Genomic DNA, 19,181 nt, shown 5'->3' with positions numbered 1-19,181 from the left:
GCATCCCCTTAACTTTCACGGACATGCTATATGTATATGCTTTTAGTCTTGATATCAGAATGCCATCTCTACTTCATTTAACAGTTGTTTTGCAGCAAGTTTTGGGTCAGGGCTTTGACTAATTGCAGAAATGATTGCAACACCATCTGCACCTGCTTTTATAACATTACGTGCGAGATTTTGTTTAATGCCGCCGATTCCAACAATCGGAATTTGAATATCATTCATCCGGATGATCTTGATAACCTCGGGTCCTTTCACTTCACGGATATCTGTTTTCGTTGAAGTAAAATACATGGGTCCAACCCCTAAATAGTCTGCCCCATGCTCGATGGCTTTCTGAGCTTCTTCAAGATTATGGGCTGAAATACCAAGTATTTTCGAACCAATTTTTTTTCTTACTTTCAATGGATCTTCATCTTCTTGGCCAATATGAACTCCATCTGCATCAATTTGAAGAGCTAAATCGATGTCATCATTGACGATAAATGGGATGTCGTGTTGTTTACAAATGGCTTGAAGTTTTTTTGCTAACGATATCTTTTCATAGCCTGTTTTCGCTCCGTTCCCTTTTTCACGAAACTGAAAAAGTGTAATACCTCCTGCAATCGCTTCTTGTAAAACAGTAGCAGGATCTTTCAAACAATTTACACTTCCCATTACAAAATAAAGCTTAAGACTTTCTTTTATTCGTTTTTCTGACAAGTTCATTTCCTTTGAGCGCACTTCCTTCGATAAGCCCAATGGTTTGTTGGTCCATGTCCAGAACCAATCATTAGGTCATCTTCAATTGCCGCTTGAATAAAATCTTTGGCAATTGCTATTGCTTCACGGATATTTTTCCCTTTGGCTAGTTCAGCAGTAATGGCAGCAGAAAATGTGCAGCCAGTTCCATGGGTATTTTTCGTTACAATCCGCTTGCTTTCAAATTGGAAAAATTCATTGCCATCAAATAGAAGATCGATCATCGCTTCACCTTCTGAGTGGCCGCCTTTAATCATTACATTTTTTGCTCCTAGATTAAAAATAATTTCTGCAGCTTTTTTTCGGTCATTAATCGATTGTATTTTTTGTCCTGAAAGCACTTCTGCTTCCGGTATATTTGGTGTAATGACTGTTGCAATCGGCAATAAAAAATGTTTTAACGCATCGATCGCTTCTTCTTGGAGAAGCGGTGCTCCACCTTTTGCAATCATAACTGGATCAACGACAAGATTCGTCCAGCTGTATTGTTTAATTTTTTCACTAACAACCTTTATAATTTCGCTATTAAAAAGCATCCCAGTCTTTACTGCGTCAGGGGTTAAATCAGCACCAATAGAGTCAATTTGTTCGGAAATTCCTTCAATAGGAACCGGATAGACACCTTGAACTCCAAGCGTATTTTGAGCAGTAATAGCAGTGATGGCCGTCATTCCAAAAACACCAAGCTCCTGAAATGTTTTTAGGTCCGCTTGGATGCCAGCGCCTCCACCTGAATCAGAACCAGCAATTGTTAATGCTTTATACATTTTCACACATCCTCACTCCAATTCACGTTTGATAATTATATTCTTTACAATCAACCGCCTCCAACAAAATGAACTATCTCGATGCGGTCACCTTCAGAAATCGGTGTACTTGAAAGAACATCTTTCATTACAATTTGTCCATTTAATTCTAAAATAACAGGTTTTGTTTCTAAAGCATAATAATTTAACAAATCGTTCGCAGTTTGGATGGGACGTTCAATCTCTACTTCCTTTCCGTTCACTACAAGCTTCATTGGAATCACCTCATTTTTATAAGCTTTTCTTAATATTTTCTTAATAATATAAAAAGCTAGCAATTAAGAATTTTTCTGTACGCCTGAATCGTTTCTAACGGATTTCGAGACTCTAATATTCCAGACATTACAGCTACTCCGGAGCTTTTCGTTTCCATAACTTTTTGTATATTATCAAGCCGTATGCCGCCGATAGCAAGCACCGGAATCGTAACAGCTTCACAAATTTCTGATAATCGGTTAACACCTCGGGGGGCAATACCTGGCTTTGATGCAGTTTCAAATATATGGCCAAAAATTAGAAAATCAGCACCTTGCTCTTCCTTTTCAATTGCTTCTTCTAAAGAATGAACGGAACAGCCGATTCTTAAATTTGGAAAATATTTTTTTACAATGTCAACTGGTAAACTTTCATAAGTGAGTTGTACCCCTCTAACTTGTGAACAAACAGCAACATCAATCCGATCATTAACATAAATTTTTGAAAGGGGAACGCCCCTTTCCGCTAGACGTTCAATAATTTCAAAAACTTGTTTTGCTCCAAGTTTTTTTTCACGCACATGAAATCCATCCATAAATGGATGGATTTCCGTTACAATCTCTATTAATGTGTCAATCGATTGCCTTCCCGTAGAAATAACATGCAATTCTTTTTTCATTTACAATTCACCGCGTTAAACAGTAAGAATTTGCCAATCTTTAACAACCGGTTGATAACCTAATCGTTTTAAAGCAGCTTTCACTTCATCTACTGACCGTTCATCAGAAATTTCAAATTGGCTGTTTGTCGTAGTTTTATTGGCATAGCCGCCGACAACCGTTGAGGATGCAGCTGACATTTTTGTTACGCCTAGCGGAATTAAATGATCGCGCAGTTCCTTCGTTTCTCTTGTTGATAATGTAATTCCCGCTCTAGGTAAGAATAGACGAATCGCAAGCATCGCCTGCACCAAGTTTTTATCGGTGACATCCACTTTTGGTTGAAAGCTTCCTAAGTGCGGTCGCAATCTTGGAAATGAAATGCTAATGGATGTTTCAAGATACTTTTGCTGTAAATAGTAAGCATGAAGTCCAGTAAAGAAAACTTCTTTTCGCCAATCGTCCATCCCAAGGAGAGCACCAATATTTACCGATTGCATTCCTGCCTGGCATCCTCTTTCCGGCGCATCAAGGCGGAATTTATAATCGCGTTTTGGTCCTTTGACATGAATTTCTTTATAAATTTCTTCATTATATACTTCTTGATATACGGTTAACCCATCCACACCGCGTTTAACTAACTCACGATATTCTTCAGTTTTTAATGGCTGAACTTCAATTGATAGAGAAGCAAAATATTTTTTTAATCGCTCCACACTGTCACATAAATAGCCAACAGGTGAATGAACACGAGATTCTCCAGTCAAAATAATGACATGTTTGATTCCCATATTTAAGATCGCTTGAGCTTCTTCTTCAATTTGATCCATCGTTAGTTTCGTCCGTACTGTTGGATTTTCAACACTAAAGCTGCAATATTTGCATTGGTTTACGCAATAGTCCGAAATATATAATGGAGCATATAGCTGCATCACTTTTCCAAAATGTTGAATAGTTAAACGATGTGCTTTTTGAGCCATTTCTTCTAAACATTCTTCCGCTGAAGGTGATAATAACACTAGTAAATCCATTTCATTTAAAGTATCTTTTTGCAAAACTTTGTAAACATCATTACGTTTTACATTGGCAAAAATATCACCAAACGGCAAATCCCTGACGGTTACATATTTTTCGTAAAAACTCATTTCAATTCTCTCCTATCTTAAAAATCCAGTCAATGGCGATGAAGCATTTGCAGTTGTTGAAACCGGACCTAAACCAGATAAATACGCTTTTCGACCAGCTTTTACTGCTAAATCAAATGCAACAGCCATTTCAACCGGATTATCTGCGCAAGCGATCGCAGTATTAACAAGTACAGCACTAGCCCCCATTTCCATCGCCAAAGCTGCATCGGATGGCCGGCCAATTCCCGCATCGACAATAATTGGCACGTTGCATTCGTTAATTAATATTTGAATCATTTCTTTCATTTTAATTCCACGATTTGATCCAATCGGGCTTCCTAATGGCATGACGGCTGCAGCTCCGGCATCTTCTAATTTTTTTGCCGCCATTAAGTCAGGACTCATATATGGAAGTACTATAAATCCTTCTTTTGCTAATACTTCAGTTGCTTTAATGGTCTCTTCATTATCAGGAAGCAAATATTTTTGGTCGCGAATGACTTCGATTTTAACCCAGTTTCCCATCCCGCATGCTCTGGCAAGACGAGCGATGCGAATGGCTTCCTCTGCTGTTCTTGCTCCAGAGGTATTTGGAAGCAAAATTACATTTTTAGGTAAATAGCTTAAAATATCTTCCTCTGCTGCTTCTAAATCAACTCTTCTTAAAGCAACAGTTACTACTTGTGAATTACTTTTTTCTATTGCCTCTTTCATTTGATTATGGTCAGCAAATTTTCCCGTTCCTGTAAACAGACGATTTTCCAGTTCAATACCGCCAATATGTAACGTATCTTTCATCAAACAAGTCCTCCTTAAAATGACTGACAAATTTATGTAGGTACTTGACGATACACAGTTGCACAAACTGCATACTGGATTTGGAAATTGATGCGATATTCGCACAGTTGCGCAAGCTGAATAAAAAAAGCCCACCAAATAGGTAGGCATTTTCACGTCAATAAACCAAAAATGCTTCCCTACGTTGGTACTAACCAAATCAGGTTCAAGGGTTAGACAATTGTCTTCTCAGCCAAATGGCACCCCTAGCAATTTCAAATACTATTATTCAATTAAAAAAATTATATCAATAGTCGTTTCCTTTGTTAAGCCACCTTTTTCAATTTTTATAAGAGAAAACAAGAATCATAATATTTTTGCATGCTTTTAAAAATAACAGCCCCTACTTTGCGGTCCATTCAAATATCAACAATATTAATAACGCTCTTCTATTTTTGATGAAAGGGTGTTCGTTCGGTAAGTTTTAATCAAGCACTAAACGCCCTTTTCCCTTTAATTTCCCTTATTTTCCTTTTGTAATTAATTCAATCGTGCAAATTTCCCAATCTGGATTAGTTTCTTGGATAATTTGCCTCACTTCGTATTTTGTTTTTGCTTTCACTTTTAATAAGTCAATATTACTCCCTTTTTTTACCCATACATTGTATAAATTTGTGTTATTTGAAATGAAAACTTTGCTATTAGGTATCGGTGGTATTTTTTCTTTTCGTTCAATTTTCAACTCTAGATCAAGAGCATCCAATACTTTATATAGCGTATCAAGTCTCGGCCTATTTGTAACACTCATAAGACGTGAAATGGCAGGCATACATAAGCCTGTCCTTTCTTCAAGGTCTTTCAATGATAAGCCTAGTTCTTTTCGTCTAGCTTCAATAATATTTGCAATCTTTGAATACTGATTCAAATAGTCATTTTTTCTTTCCAACTTCGTTTTGGACATGGCTTTCGCTCCATAAATTAATAAGCATTTTTCTTCATTATACTATAATCAGTTTCTTAAAAACGAAGAAAAAAATCGCCTTCGAAATTAGAGACCAGCTTATTTATGAAAAATTTTTATATAAAAACAAGTGTAAAATCCAATAAATTGGATAATCTACCAAATGATAAGGAGGGATTAAATGAATTATCGAAAATTATGGATATCGCTCGGACTTGTAATTATTATTTCTTTCGCAATTTTAGGGTATTACGGTGGCCGCATTTACCAAGTAATGCCACCCATTCCCGATAAAGTCATAACAGAAGATGGCACTCTAGTAATGACCGGACAAGATATTAAAGATGGGCAAAATGTTTGGCAATCAATCGGAGGCCAAGAACTCGGATCTATATGGGGACACGGCGCCTATGTTGCACCAGACTGGAATGCAGACTGGCTTCACCGTGAAGCACTATTTATTTTAAACAAATGGTCTCATTCAGTGTTTGGAGGCAGTTATGACAATTTGAATGATGAACAAAAAGCCCAATTGCGCGCCCGTTTAATAAAGGAGATGCGCACGAATACTTATAATGAAACGACAAAAGAGTTGGTCATTTCAAAAGACCGCTTGGATGCCTTCCAATATTTAAGCAGTTATTACAGCGGGTTATTTATGGATGACCCTGCATTTGAGGAATTAAGGGATCATTACGCCATTCCTCGAGATACTATAAAAACGCAAGAGCGAATGGACAAATTAAATGCCTTTTTGTTTTGGAGCACATGGGCAACTGTAACGAACAGGCCTGGAGAGGATATTTCCTATACCCATAACTGGCCAAATGAAGAACTTGTTGGAAATCGCCCGACTGGAGAATTGATCATTTGGTCCGTTATTAGTTTTGTCATGTTATTGGCCGGTATCGGTGCACTTGCATGGTACTTTGCTGTTCAAAGGCATAAAGAACCGCACCTTGATGAAGTTTATCCAGAAAAAGATCCACTGTTAGGACTTTCACCTACACCATCCATGAAAGCAACATTAAAATATTTTTGGGTGGTAGCTCTATTAGTAGTGTTTCAAGTTGGTCTTGGTGCAGTGACCGCTCACTACGCAGTAGAAGGTTCTGGATTTTATGGGATTCCAATTCAGAAATGGCTTCCTTATTCTGTCGCCCGCACTTGGCACACACAATTAGGGATCTTATGGATTGCCACAGCATGGCTCGCAACGGGTCTTTATATGGCACCAGCTGTTTCTGGATATGAACCAAAAGGACAACGAGCTCTCGTTAACTTTTTATTTGTTTGCCTTTTGATCATCGTTGTCGGTTCAATGGCTGGCCAATGGATGGGAGTATTTCAAAAATTTGATAATCAAACAAACTTCTGGTTTGGCCATCAAGGGTATGAATATGTCGATTTAGGCCGTTTTTGGCAAATATTTTTAACGGTTGGTTTGTTTTTATGGCTATTTTTAATGGTACGAGCTTTAATGCCTGCTTTTCAAAAGTCTAAAAATGACCGTCATTTATTAGCAATGTTTTTAATGGCTGCAACGGCTATTCCATTGTTTTATATACCTGGTTTATTATGGGGCCAGCATACACATCTTGCCATGGCTGAATATTGGCGCTGGTGGATTGTTCACTTATGGGTGGAAGGATTTTTTGAAGTTTTTGCCACTGTTGTTATCGCCTTCTTATTTACTAGAATGGGGCTATTGCGAACATCAACGGCAACAGCTTCGGTTTTATTTTCAACAGTCATTTTCTTATTTGGCGGTATTATCGGGACATTCCACCACTTATACTTTAGCGGAACACCATTGGGAGTGATTGCTTTTGGTGCAACATTCAGCGCTCTAGAAGTTGTACCGCTAGTGCTTATTGGATTTGAAGCATACGAAAACTTAACGATGACCCGTACGAAAGATTGGGTAAAAGAATACAAATATCCAATTTATTGCTTTGTTTCAGTTGCCTTTTGGAATTTAGTCGGTGCAGGACTATTTGGGTTTTTTATTAATCCGCCGATTGCTTTGTATTATATGCAAGGGTTAAACACTACACCTTTACATGGGCATACAGCTTTATTCGGCGTTTACGGCATGCTTGGCATCGGCTTAATGCTTTTCTGTCTGAAAGGTTTGACTGGACAAAAACATTGGAAAACAAAACTTTTAGGCTTTTCATTTTGGTCAATAAATATTGGACTTGCCTTAATGGCTCTATTAAGTCTATTGCCGGTAGGACTTTTGCAAACATGGGCAAGCTTTGAACACGGTATGTGGTATGCTCGCTCGGCTGAATTTTTGCAGCAGGATATCGTTCAAATCTTCCATTGGCTCCGGGTTGTTGGAGACACCATTTTTGCAATAGGAATCCTTTGTTTAGGATGGTTTATTCTCGGATTAAAAACAGGAAAATCGCTAATTGAGAAAAATGAAATAAAAAGCAATGCCACTCATTAATTGGAAAAAAGAAGCCAAGTATAGATCCCTTTTAAGGCTATACTTGGCTCGCTTTATTTTAATGGATGCCAATCTCTTCTAGGTGGAGCTCCGTTAACTGGTATTCATGACCATCAGCAATTTCTTGCATGATTTCCACTAATCGATAATGGTGCGTAAAAAAGATAATTTGCGTTTCTTTAGAAAGCTCAAGTAATATTTTTAATGTTTCTTTCGAACGAACATCATCAAAATGGACTAAAATATCATCAACAATAAATGGGATAGGTTCATGTTGTTCACAATATTCCATAATGCTTGCAATCCTTAGCGATAAGTAAAGCTGGTCGGTCGTTCCATCGCTCATACCGTTAATGGAGACTTTGCTTCCGTTTTTCCGAACACCCATTAAGATCGGTTGATCTTTTTCGTCGTAATCAACGGTTAATCCAGAAAAAGATTGTAAAGTTAATCTAGCAAAAAGATCACCAGCCCGTTTTAAAATTGGATCTTGGCTTTGATTTCGGTAAAATTCAATTCCTTTTTGCAAAAGAAGTGAAGCAAGCTTTAATTCTATATATTTTTCTGTCAGGTTGGCGAGTGTCGCTAATATGCTTTTTTTCTTTTGTTCAGCTTCTATCGCTAAAGTACTATTACCTTGAATTTTCTCCTCATATTCTTTTTTTACAGCACCATGAGCTTGTTCTAAATTGGAACGATCTCTTTCGATTTCCGTTAAACTTTTATTGATTTCTGCAATTTCAGCATCGATGGAGTCATATTCAAATTGTTGAGCATCTTCTATTAATTCCGAGAGCGTTTTTCCGCCACCAAGCTCAAGCAATTGTTCCTCAATTTCTTCCTTTTTATGTTCGTAATCCCGTTTCAATAAAAATAATTTTTCAATTTCTTCCAATTCTTTCAAACTTTTTGTATTCGCTCGTTTTAGTAATCCTGAAAGGACCACTTCGGCATCTTCAATATCTTTTTCAGCACCTTTCAAAGTTTCTTGAATTTTTTTTGCCTGATCTTTTAAATTTGTGATCAATACTTCATCTTGCATCGCTTGTTGTAATTGTGCATACAATTGGTTGACTACAATTTCAACGGCTTGGTCTTTCCTAGGAATATTTAGAATTGCAAGAAGCTGGTTCATCTTTTCTTCATAATTTACCAATTGTTTTTGAAGCGCATGTAGTTCATTTTCGATTTTTACTAATTCATCATAAGTATGGGAACAATCATCAAATTTTTGCAATAATTTTTCTGCAACGTCTACCGATGTAGTTTCAGAAATATAGGTGCCTTTGATTGCATTTATCCAGGAATCTCTCCAATTTTCAAGCTTTCTTACAATTTCTTTATTTTTTAAGGCATTTGTATTTATGCGGTGATTAATTCCTGAAATAAGATCTTCAAATCGCTTTCGCTGTTGCTCAATTTCTTTCATATATCTAAGCTGTTTTTCAGCTATTTTTAACAACTCACCCAATGTTATTTTTTCATTGACTTCTGTAAATGGTAACAAAGTAGAAACGAGCAATTCTTTCAGCTGAATCAATTTTTGTTCATATTCATGTATTGCATTTTTCACTTTTTCATATTCTTCATACATTTTTTTAATTTGTTCATACATGAAAAGCCATTCTTTCATTTCCTGTGGAGATAGCGGATCAATTTTTGATTGTTTCCATAGATCTTTCCATTCTTCTTCCCACTTAGCCAATTCTTGTTCTAATATACTTTTCTTATTTTCAAGCGTTGCTATTTTCTGTTCGCAGATCTCAATATCTGCTAAATGTTTCTTCTTTGCTCCTATTTTTTCCGCTTCATTGATCATTTGATCTGCGAAATGGTCAGCTTTTTGTATAAGATTTTCATACTTTGTCTCTATTTTTTCTCCATGTGTAAATTGACGGACTAAACTTTCTTCCCACTCTCCAATTTCCAATTTCCTGCGAATCAGCTGCCAACCTTTGTCACGTTCTTTACGAATGGCCAACAATTTTTCCTCTGTCGGAATTTCAGATAATACTTCTAGATTTCGGATTTCCTTTTCAACAGCGGCAATCGTTTCTTTTTGATTATTTATTTGCTCTTCTGTTTTTTCAAGTTGTTTTATAATATCGTTTTGTTGTTGCTCAAAACGATTAATCGTTTCTTTAAGAATTCGCAGCTGAAGATTTACTAATTCTTCTACAGATCGATCCCAATTCGGGAGCATGCTCACAGCTTCATTAACCTTTTGTTCTTTTTCTTCCATTTCTGCTTTCAGTTTTTTCAATGTTTCTTCTAATTGGCCTTCGCTTTTTATTTTTTCAATCGTCACTTCCAATTGTTCAGTATTTAGAACTTGCGGAATTAATTTCAACTTTTCTTCATTTTCCTCAAGTTCTCTTTTAATATTTTGACGCTCTATTTCATTTTGTTCAAAGGCTTGGTCCAGCAAAGGCTTTTGTTTGCATAGTTCCCGAATTCTTTCTTTTTTTTCTGCTGGCAAGCGATATAAATCTATTTTTTCAATATCTGCATGAAGTGGATCTATTTCCTTCATGAATGACAGCAATCGAACTTCCAATTGCTTTCTTTCTCCCTCAAGAACCGGGAGTTTTTTTAGATTATTTTGGTAACTTTGTAATTCACGATATAATGTATCAATTAGTGCAGCATGTTCAAGCAATCCTTCAGGAATAATAATTTGTTTCAAGTTCCGATCAATCTCAAGCAAGTTTTCCTCAGCAGATTGTTTCGTCTTTGTTGCCATATCCAGCTTCCGGATCGTATCTTTTCTAAGTTCTTCGATATTTTCTGGTAGCATAGGCACAGTTCCAATCTCATCGAGGTTCTTCATTACCTCATTCAATTTAGCAATCTTCGGCAAGATCAACTTCATTCGCTCCAGCTTATCCCGTTTGCTTCGCAATAATTTTTCTTGGTGAATGATATGTTCTATTCCTTTTATTCCATCGTTAAATTGGCGTTCGAGTTCTTTCCAAGATTGTATTTTTAACTGATATTCAGCAATTTCTTTCTTCAAATCTTTCTCTTCTTTTACTAATTTATTGATCAATTGATTTCTGCCTCGTTTGTTATATAGGGCAGTGGCCTGCTTTTCAAGTTGTTCGAATACTTGACGGATTTTACTAACTCCTGATGCTGCAGAAAATAAACTTTCACCTAAACTGCCACCACTCGCAAGTAGGCTTTCTCCCCCTTCACGAAGGGTGACATGGTTTAAAGCAAACATTTTAGAAAAATGTTGTTCAGAAATCTCATTAATATATTCTTCGACAACTTCTTCGTTTAATGGTTCTCCATTTGGAGCAACAATGGTATTTTTTTTCCCTTTTCTACGAACAAATCGGAATGTATCGCCATTTTTCTTTTGCAGTTCCCCTTCAATTCTTAGATTCGCATTACTATGTAGAAAAGCATCTGGTGTTTGCTGTGGAAATCCATAAAGGAAATGATGGATTGAACGAAGTGTTGTACTTTTCCCTGCTTCATTTAGACCATAAATGAAGTGAAAATTTTTCGTTTTATCAAACTCGATCTCATAATTTGTAAAATGACCGAATGCCCGCAAATTCAAATAGTTAAACCGCATTGACATCCCCCTCGGTCTTTGTTAAATAGTAAAGAATTAAATCTTCCACGTTCGCTATCCTTTGTTTCAATAAGCTCGGGTTTGAAAAATCAAATCCTTCTTCTCCCGTTTTTAAATCGTACGGCAAAGCTTGTCCAATATCTGCAAATTCTCTTAATAGTTCTATTAAAGCCTCTTCATCATTTCCGATATTATGAATAAAATCTAAAATTACTGCAACAGGTGTATGTTGGCTTTTTAATTGTTCCACATCTAAAGGATAGGAGGTTTCTATCTTTACTTTTTCAACCCAAATATCACCCATGCCAACTTCTAATGCAAGTGCACGAACATTGTTTATGAAATGATCTTTTGCGCTTACGAGTTCATGGTGAGCTTTTGTCGTTCCATATATTCGGATGCGTACTGCTAAAAAGCGGCCATCGGCAGCTTGATAAATTTTTTCCATTTGATCGCGAATTTGATCGATAATTTCGTCCTGCCGATCGATACCACTAATATCGACTTCACATAATTCCCAACGCAAAACATCTAACGTTAGGTGATGAATTTCATCAATCTCTCCGTCAATTACCGTTACAAACGTACAGCCTTTTTCGCCTCTTTCTTTAATATGCCTTCCTTGAATATTTCCAGGAAATAAAATGACAGGATCCTTTTTATGAAGAATCTCTCGAAGATGAATATGACCTAAAGCCCAATAATTATAACCTTTTTCTTTCATATCATCGATTGAACAAGGGGCATAGTTTTCATGGCCTTCCCGGCCGGTAGCACTTGTATGGAGAACACCGATGTTAAAAAACTCTTGTATTGGCTTTGGATAGTTTTTCACTAAATTTTCATTTACAACACGACTGTGAAAACCTTGTCCATGCAGAGCAACCTTTAATTCGTCTATTACAAATGTTTCAGGTGTTCTCGTTGAAAATTCAAAGACATTATCAGGCAGCTTCAGTTCTTTTGTAATTAAACTCGCCGCATCATGGTTTCCTCGTAAAAGAAAAACTTTAATACCCTCTTTTTGCAAACGGACCATTTGGGTTATAAAAAACAAACCTGTGTTGTAATCTTTCCAATCTCCATCATATAAATCGCCTGCAATGATAACGAATGCTACTTTTTTTTCTATTGCTACATCTATTAAATTTTTAAATGCGTCTCTCGTTGCACTTCGGATTTTATCTACCGGTGCTCCTTCGTATTGTTCTAGTCCTGTTAGCGGACTATCAAGATGAATATCAGCAGCATGAATAAATGAAAATGACATTTTTTCACCCCTTCTCTTCAATCTTGTAATTTTTTGTCCATTATAGCAAACAAATATTCTTGATTCAACCAATAATTCACATAGTTTTTAAAAATTTACTACTGTAAAAATGTTAAAATAATTGTAACAAATATAAAGGAGTGATCATGATGTTCACTAAAATTTTAGTAGCTTATGACGGGTCTGAGTTAGCAAAAAAAGCTTTACAAATGGCAATACAATTTTCTAAAAAAAATCCAAACTTGCAAATCGATGTCATTCATGTCTATCAAATTCCTACGATTGCCATAGCCGATGGCATTTATACCCCTTCCGCTAAACAAGCTCTCCAATATTATGAAAATGCAGAAAAAGTTTTAGAAGAGGCAAAAAAAATAGCTGAAGAACAATCTGTAAATATTAATGCGGTGTTAAAAGAAGGAATTTTTGCTAAAAATATTGTAGATTATGCGGATGAAGCAGGATGTGATGTAATATTGATTGGAAGCCGCGGATTAAGCGGATTGAAAGAAATGTTTCTTGGCAGTGTCAGCCACAACGTTGTCCAAAAAGCAAACGTTCCCGTTTTAATTGTTAAATTAAAAATCTAAAAGAAAAAGCCAAAAGGGACGCCTCTTTACTTGAGGAGACGTCCCATTTTTTATTTACTCAAATATTCTTCAAATGTAAAACTGTTCTCAAAAATTTCTTTTGCAACAGATTTTCCGACATACCGAATATGCCATGGTTCATAACTATAACCAGTAATATCTTCTTTCCCTTTTGGATAACGGATAATAAAACCAAATTTATGAGCATTATTTTTTAGCCATATACCTTCTTTTGTCTCACCGAACTCTTCTATTAAATCAAACCCGACCGATCTTGATGAAACGTCCATGGCTAAGCCAGTTTGATGTTCACTTTGCCCTGGTTCAGCACTTACTAGTCTCGCTGCCGCTTCCCCTTTTTTAGCTACATTGGCTGCAAAAATTGCTTCTTGGCGATCATAAGAACGGTATCCTGATACAGCAAAAAGTTCAATATTTTCTTGTTGAGCAGCCCTAAATAATTGTTCTAGTGCTAGTGCTGCTTCACGGCGCATATAGCGTTTTGGAAGATCCTCTGTAAAGGAAAACGGCACATTTGGTGCAACTAGATCACTAGGTACATAATCTTTTGGCAACGAATTTTGTTTGTTAACAAGCACCAAAATATTATCAAAATTTTGCTTTTCAGGTGTTTTCGTTTCTTCGGTAGCCTGTTCAACTTCTATTGTTTCGGATCCTTGTTCAATTACAACTTCTTCGGAAATTTGTTCGTTTTCTGTTTCTTCAACCTGTTCTTCTACCACTTCAGATTCGATTAATTTTTCTTCAGGTACAGTTGCACTTACATCTGCTTGATTCGTTGATTCAATACTATTACTTCCACAACCAGCCATTAATAGAACGAGCATAACAGGAATATATATTTTTTTCATTTTATTACTCCTATCAATCACTTAATCTTTCATTGATGAAACAAACACTATTATACTATAAATTATAAATCTATACATTAAGGAATTTAATATGGAAAGTTTTTCCTTACCACTTTTTACAGTCTGTACTCATAATCCAAAAAAAGTGGTGTTGGATATACTTACCAACACCAAATAATATTTTATAACTTAAATAATAAAATCATTGTCCATTAGTAGAGTTCCAATTGGCAACTTGAAAAACATCAAAAAGTTACTATACTTGTCTTACTTTCCACGAAATCTCAAAAATAATATTTATTTACTTAATTTCAAACATTGCTTTCTTCAATTTCTGAGCTTCCAGTATCCTCAATTTCTGAATAGTCGTTTGATTCATTTTCTACAACATTTTTTTCCTCTAACTGAAATTTATTGACTTCCTCAAACAATGATTTAGACAATTTTTGTAGCTCAGATGCTGAATAATGAACTTCTTCAATTGCTTTAATATGATTTTCACTTGTTGCTAAAACTTCTTCACTAAAAGCGGCTGACTCTTGCGAAACTGCACTGATTTCTTGCATAGCTGAAAATAGACGTTGCGATGAATGGCTGACTACATCGAGTGCCTTTCTAATATCATTTGTACTTTTATCTATATTGGTAACTTGAGAAACAATATCATTAAAAGATGTTAGTGTCTGCTCTACAGAATCCGTCTGAATTTCGTTAAAGACTTCCAACTTTTGTGCTTCTTTTGTAGAAACTAATATTTTTTCATTAATAGTTGAAATCACTTCTTGTATATTGTTAGTCTCCATTTTCGTTTTCTCAGCTAGTTTCCCCACTTCATTGGCAACGACTGCAAAGCCTCTCCCAGCTTCACCAGCACGTGCTGCTTCAATAGCTGCATTTAGTGCAAGCAAACTAGAGTTTTCAGATATTTCTCTAATCGTTTCAACGATCATGGAAATTTGCTGCGATTGATTTGCAACTTCTTGAACGCTATGAATTAAAGTTTTCGCAAGTTCCGTATATTCATGCGATGTACGACTTAGATCGTATACAACTTTTATACCCTGTTGCCCTTTTTCATTCATTGTTTTTGCTTGTAAACCTATTTGGTCTGCATATTCATTTACATTGTTAATTTGTGATAAAATGTCTTCAATTAATCTAGACCCTTCCTCTATCTCATACGATTGCTTTTGTGCTCCAGTGGCAACTTGTTCAATGGCACTATTAACTTCACGAGTTTGCATCATCGACTGTTCTGCTAAAGAAGATAGCGTATCCGATGATGATGACAATTGTCGTGCTGCCTGTTTTACTGTTTGAAGGGATTTTTGTACTTTATCAGCCATATGATTGAAAGAAGCTGCCACACGACCAATTTCATCATTTACAGCTGCCTTTACCCGATAAACTAAGTTACCATTTCCAATAATCTCTGCACCTTTTTGCAGCTGAATAACAGAATTGGAAATAGATTTATAGATCACATATCCTAGTAATAAAAGCAAAATAAGGACACCGATGCTTATACTGATCATAAATATAATAAGTGTGTTCATTTGTTTTTCTTTTTCTTGAACAATCGATGTATATTCCTGTTCCAACACATAGTTGATCGTTTGTACAGTTGTATTTAAATCTTGGATGATTGATTTAAATGTTTTTGTGGTAGATATTTGCTTTATTATCAACCGTTGCACATTTGTAAATGAATTTCTATATGCTTGGAACGATTCTAGTATTTTTTGTTTATCAGCTGTTGAAAATGATGTCTCAATATGACGTTCAAGCACTTGTGAAAGAACTGAAAATTCATTCATAGGGATTAAATCAGCGATAAAATCTTTTTCAATCATGCGAAGCTCATTAAATAGCTGCAATCCTTTTGTATCACCTTTTTCTCTCAAAAGAGACTCAAATTGTTTAGCTATTCTGTTTACCTCTCCTTTCATTCCAGAAGAAGGATCGTAACCGAGTTCCTTTTGACTTTTAACAAGTTCTTGAAAAGACCTTTCATACATCGATGCATATTGAAGTAGGATACGGCTGCTTTTGCCAATCTCTTCTCCATCAATCATCTTTTCAAGCTTCCCTACTGAAGCTGTTAATTTGCTTATATCTTGCTCTACTTGTTTTACTTTATCCTCTTGGAAGGTTTGCAAATATTCAGATTCATTTACCCGAGCTTGGTTCGCAAATATAAGAATGTCTTTTCCTATTTCTACAGCCTCGGAAATTTGCTCCATTTTTTCATCCATATCTTCCATCTGATGATAAGCATAATAAACAGCTCCTAGTAATAGGCCTAAACCGACAATGGCCGTAAAGATAATCGCTAATATTTTTTTGTGAATGGTCATGCCGATCTTCCTTTTCTTTAAGTTTTAATAATAATCATTTTTATCTTTAACTATGTATACAATTCTATAAATATTAACATGGACAACTTAAACAATATCGCAAGTTTCCTTCAAATTATTGCCAACTATTAATTTTACACTTTGGGAAACGATGAATTTTATAAGAGGATTATATTAAAAAATTGAAATCGATTACAAGTTGGGAATTTATGAAGGTAACTTCATTTTCTTTGAATAACAATATCCAAACATTTCCAAATAAATTAAAATTTTTAACGTATATATATTGTACAACATAAATTAGTAAATTTCTTCTACAAAATTATATTTTCCCAATATTCTTACGAAAAACTTTAATGTTTTAACAATAATTTTTATCAACAAAAAACTCTGAAGTGTCCCAACTCCAGAGTTAGCCGTAAATATAATGTTACCGCTGCCACATAAAACTATTCTTCATTTTTCCTCGTCCCATACTTTTCGGATCAGACATTCCTTTAGGAAAACCATTCATCATAAAACAGCCGCTTCCCTGATAATAATCGTTAGACTTTCGTGGAACAACCGTTTCTGAATTGATCATAGCATCTAATCTAGTTTTCATTCTTTCAAGCAACAATTCTTTATCCTCTTTTTTAATCATTTTTGCTTTTATCATTTCATTGAGCACTGATTCTCTTTCTTCAAGGATGTCTTTAACAACATCAGCGGGATCAAGTTTTTTCTCTTTTAATAGTTCAGCTATTGTCTTCCCTTCTATTCGTGCTTCAAAAAGTTCCTTCGTTGTCATTCCTAGTTTTTCAGCAATGATTTCGTGCATTGATCCTTGAAAATATTGTCCCATGAAATAAGGACCCATTCTTTCCATTTGAAAATAGTCATTAGCTTGAACTTTATTAGGAAGAACTGCTGCCAAACTTTGTGCCGGAACCGTAAACCCTACCGCGATTATAGAAGCAAGGGCGGTCTGAAAAATTTTCTGACCTATTTTCATAGACGATCCCTCCTTTCTATAAAGGTATTTACACTCTCTCTATCTACCTTTATTATAAATTATTGAAAGCTATAATTTGGGAACGCCTATAAAATGTTAAGAATATGTCAAAACTTTCATATATACAATTGTACTCTTTCATCTTTGCCTATCGTAAATTCAGCAGCTTTTTATTTTTGCAGAAATGTTCCAAAATTTAACTAAATACTGTACAAAAAATGCACTGGGTTTTCTTTATAATCCCAATGCTTTTTTCACACTTTCTTTTACTATTAGCTCAATCTTTTCTTTTAAAGCTACATTAACTTCCATCGACTTATAGGCATCTTTAAGCATTTTTATTTTTTGCTCTTTTTCTTCAATCATTTCTTCAATTTCTATAAAATTGTATATACCTTTTCTAATATTTAATAATAAAACTCTAGCGGGATCATCAAAATTATATTGAATGGCTCGTTTGAACGAGCTGAAGGAATTATAGCGATACCGCTCTAAAAAATCAAGAATACGATAAGCGCTCATCGCATGTTTATATGTTTTTCTAGTTAGGTCTTTTTCTTTGTCACGATGATATTCTTTCATTTTTCGAAGAAACATCCCAAAACATGCATCATAAAAATACGGCAAATTTATTTTGGAAATTTCCTCCCTTAAGGAAAACAATTTTGAAAAAAGCTCTTCATCATAAACTTCATACTCTTCAGAAAAAAGGACCTCCATAAAGTTTACATTTGATTTATAAAGCAAGTTTGGCAATTTGCGAATATCATGAAATTCAACATCTTCATCATCACTTACCATAGCCTTCGTGTATTGACCACCTTGGTAAAGATCATCAAAATTAGGATAAAAAAATATTTTATAATCTTTGTCCGACTCTTCTGTTTGTAAATTGTAATTATGGCTGCCAACAAGTGCTTTAAAACAAAGTTTTCGATCTAACAAAACATCACCCCCGAAAGGATCTATTATCTTAATTTTAAACCATTTAATAATGAGTTCATCCTTATAAAAACGAACATTTTGGCACATAACTCATGCCCAAAATAATTATCCATATCTTTATGATTCTTTAGTAAATTTTTTATAAAAAAATTTCCTGGATTTTCGTGAATCTTAGACGGAGTTGATTTTAATACGTATATATATTCTCCTATCTTTAAAAAATAAAAAAAGCAATTAACGTATGAAACAGCACATACTTAATTGCTAGACTAATTAACTGAAATCAATTGTGATAAACCCTTTTTTACAAAAAATTGTTTTAGGCACCCATATCCATTCTACTTATTCAATAAGAAAAAATGTCCCTGTACTAGCGGCAATTAATATATTTTCATCATTATAAACCTTACATTCAACGACACATTGTGTTTTTCCTTTATGTAAAAATATTGCTTTTGCGGTAAAATTTTTCCCTTTGCCTGGTTTTAAATAATTAATTTTCATTTCTGTTGTTACACATTGGCGTTTGAGGCTTTTAGTTACTAAAGTTCCCATTGTCGTATCCATAATTGTGGCTGTAATACCACCGTGTATAATTCCAAGAGAATTCAACAAAAAAGGTGACATTGGGAAGGTTAACTCAATATAATCTTCTTCCGGAAGCTCATATGTAAAATCTAAAAAGCTGGATAAATAAATGGTATTTTTTTCTCTTTTTCTTTCAATCGCCTTTAAAGCAAGGTTGATCAATTGTTGTTCTTCTTCATTGCCATTTTCAATAATATCTTGTAATAAATCTTTATTAATCAAATTTTTCCCATCCTTGTTTTCTTTCTATAA

16 protein-coding genes and 1 riboswitch are annotated in these 19,181 nt (G+C 35.0%); of the genes, 2 read left to right on the top strand and 14 right to left on the bottom strand.

The window, feature by feature from the left end:
• Nucleotides 1-54: 54 nt before the first annotated feature.
• The 7 genes from thiE to HR057_RS02415 form a co-directional block, all read right to left on the bottom strand.
• A complete protein-coding gene (thiE, locus tag HR057_RS02445) occupies nt 55-711 on the bottom strand; it encodes a thiamine phosphate synthase (protein ID WP_173729819.1) in 657 nt (218 codons plus the stop codon).
• Nucleotides 708-1,517, bottom strand: a complete 810-nt coding sequence (thiD, locus tag HR057_RS02440; protein WP_173729818.1) for a bifunctional hydroxymethylpyrimidine kinase/phosphomethylpyrimidine kinase — start codon at nt 1,515-1,517, stop codon at nt 708-710. Before thiD ends, thiE begins: the two co-directional genes overlap by 4 nt.
• A 44-nt stretch (nt 1,518-1,561) precedes the next feature.
• The gene (gene thiS / locus HR057_RS02435) at nt 1,562-1,765 is read right to left on the bottom strand and encodes a sulfur carrier protein ThiS (protein ID WP_173729817.1); all 204 of its coding nucleotides are present in this window, start codon (nt 1,763-1,765) and stop codon (nt 1,562-1,564) included.
• A gap of 56 nt (nt 1,766-1,821) precedes the next feature.
• Nucleotides 1,822-2,424: a thiazole tautomerase TenI gene (tenI, locus tag HR057_RS02430; RefSeq protein WP_173729816.1), complete on the bottom strand. Its 603-nt coding sequence runs from the start codon at nt 2,422-2,424 to the stop codon at nt 1,822-1,824.
• 15 nt (nt 2,425-2,439) lie between these two features.
• Nucleotides 2,440-3,549, bottom strand: a complete 1,110-nt coding sequence (gene thiH / locus HR057_RS02425; RefSeq protein WP_173729815.1) for a 2-iminoacetate synthase ThiH — start codon at nt 3,547-3,549, stop codon at nt 2,440-2,442.
• 12 nt (nt 3,550-3,561) lie between these two features.
• Nucleotides 3,562-4,329, bottom strand: coding sequence for a thiazole synthase (locus HR057_RS02420; protein ID WP_173729814.1), 768 nt, complete (start codon nt 4,327-4,329; stop codon nt 3,562-3,564).
• Between the two features lie 159 nt (nt 4,330-4,488).
• Nucleotides 4,489-4,586, bottom strand: a riboswitch (TPP riboswitch).
• A gap of 245 nt (nt 4,587-4,831) precedes the next feature.
• A complete protein-coding gene (locus HR057_RS02415; RefSeq protein ID WP_173729813.1) occupies nt 4,832-5,269 on the bottom strand; it encodes a helix-turn-helix domain-containing protein in 438 nt (145 codons plus the stop codon).
• Between the two features lie 181 nt (nt 5,270-5,450).
• On the opposite strand from HR057_RS02415, the gene HR057_RS02410 reads away from it, so the two are divergent.
• Complete coding sequence (locus HR057_RS02410) at nt 5,451-7,727, top strand: nitric-oxide reductase large subunit (protein ID WP_173729812.1); 2,277 nt, start codon at nt 5,451-5,453, stop codon at nt 7,725-7,727.
• 58 nt (nt 7,728-7,785) lie between these two features.
• On the opposite strand, the gene HR057_RS02405 is transcribed toward HR057_RS02410, so the two are convergent.
• Both HR057_RS02405 and HR057_RS02400 read right to left on the bottom strand, forming a co-directional pair.
• Nucleotides 7,786-11,313: a YhaN family protein gene (locus tag HR057_RS02405; protein WP_173729811.1), complete on the bottom strand. Its 3,528-nt coding sequence runs from the start codon at nt 11,311-11,313 to the stop codon at nt 7,786-7,788.
• On the bottom strand, nt 11,303-12,583 hold the full coding sequence (locus HR057_RS02400; protein WP_173729810.1) for a metallophosphoesterase family protein: 1,281 nt from the start codon (nt 12,581-12,583) through the stop codon (nt 11,303-11,305). Before HR057_RS02400 ends, HR057_RS02405 begins: the two co-directional genes overlap by 11 nt.
• 149 nt (nt 12,584-12,732) lie before the next feature.
• Between HR057_RS02400 and HR057_RS02395 the strand changes: the two genes are divergently transcribed.
• On the top strand, nt 12,733-13,173 hold the full coding sequence (locus tag HR057_RS02395; protein ID WP_173729809.1) for a universal stress protein: 441 nt from the start codon (nt 12,733-12,735) through the stop codon (nt 13,171-13,173).
• 50 nt (nt 13,174-13,223) lie between these two features.
• On the opposite strand, the gene HR057_RS02390 is transcribed toward HR057_RS02395, so the two are convergent.
• The 5 genes from HR057_RS02390 to HR057_RS02370 all read right to left on the bottom strand — a co-directional run bounded on the left by HR057_RS02390 (nt 13,224) and on the right by HR057_RS02370 (nt 19,151).
• Nucleotides 13,224-14,045: a M15 family metallopeptidase gene (locus HR057_RS02390; protein WP_173729808.1), complete on the bottom strand. Its 822-nt coding sequence runs from the start codon at nt 14,043-14,045 to the stop codon at nt 13,224-13,226.
• 311 nt (nt 14,046-14,356) lie between these two features.
• Nucleotides 14,357-16,402, bottom strand: a complete 2,046-nt coding sequence (locus HR057_RS02385) for a methyl-accepting chemotaxis protein (RefSeq protein WP_173729807.1) — start codon at nt 16,400-16,402, stop codon at nt 14,357-14,359.
• Nucleotides 16,403-16,832: 430 nt separating this feature from the next.
• Nucleotides 16,833-17,396, bottom strand: coding sequence for a hypothetical protein (locus HR057_RS02380; RefSeq protein WP_173729806.1), 564 nt, complete (start codon nt 17,394-17,396; stop codon nt 16,833-16,835).
• 234 nt (nt 17,397-17,630) lie between these two features.
• Complete coding sequence (locus HR057_RS02375) at nt 17,631-18,341, bottom strand: DNA polymerase beta superfamily protein (RefSeq protein WP_173729805.1); 711 nt, start codon at nt 18,339-18,341, stop codon at nt 17,631-17,633.
• 342 nt (nt 18,342-18,683) lie between these two features.
• Nucleotides 18,684-19,151, bottom strand: coding sequence for a PaaI family thioesterase (locus tag HR057_RS02370; RefSeq protein ID WP_173729804.1), 468 nt, complete (start codon nt 19,149-19,151; stop codon nt 18,684-18,686).
• Between the last annotated feature and the right edge of the window lie 30 nt (nt 19,152-19,181).

Source organism: Calidifontibacillus erzurumensis, from assembly GCF_013303125.1.
Classification (GTDB): Bacteria; Bacillota; Bacilli; order Bacillales; family Bacillaceae_J; genus Calidifontibacillus; species Calidifontibacillus erzurumensis.
This window is presented reverse-complemented; position numbering and strand designations above follow the sequence as displayed.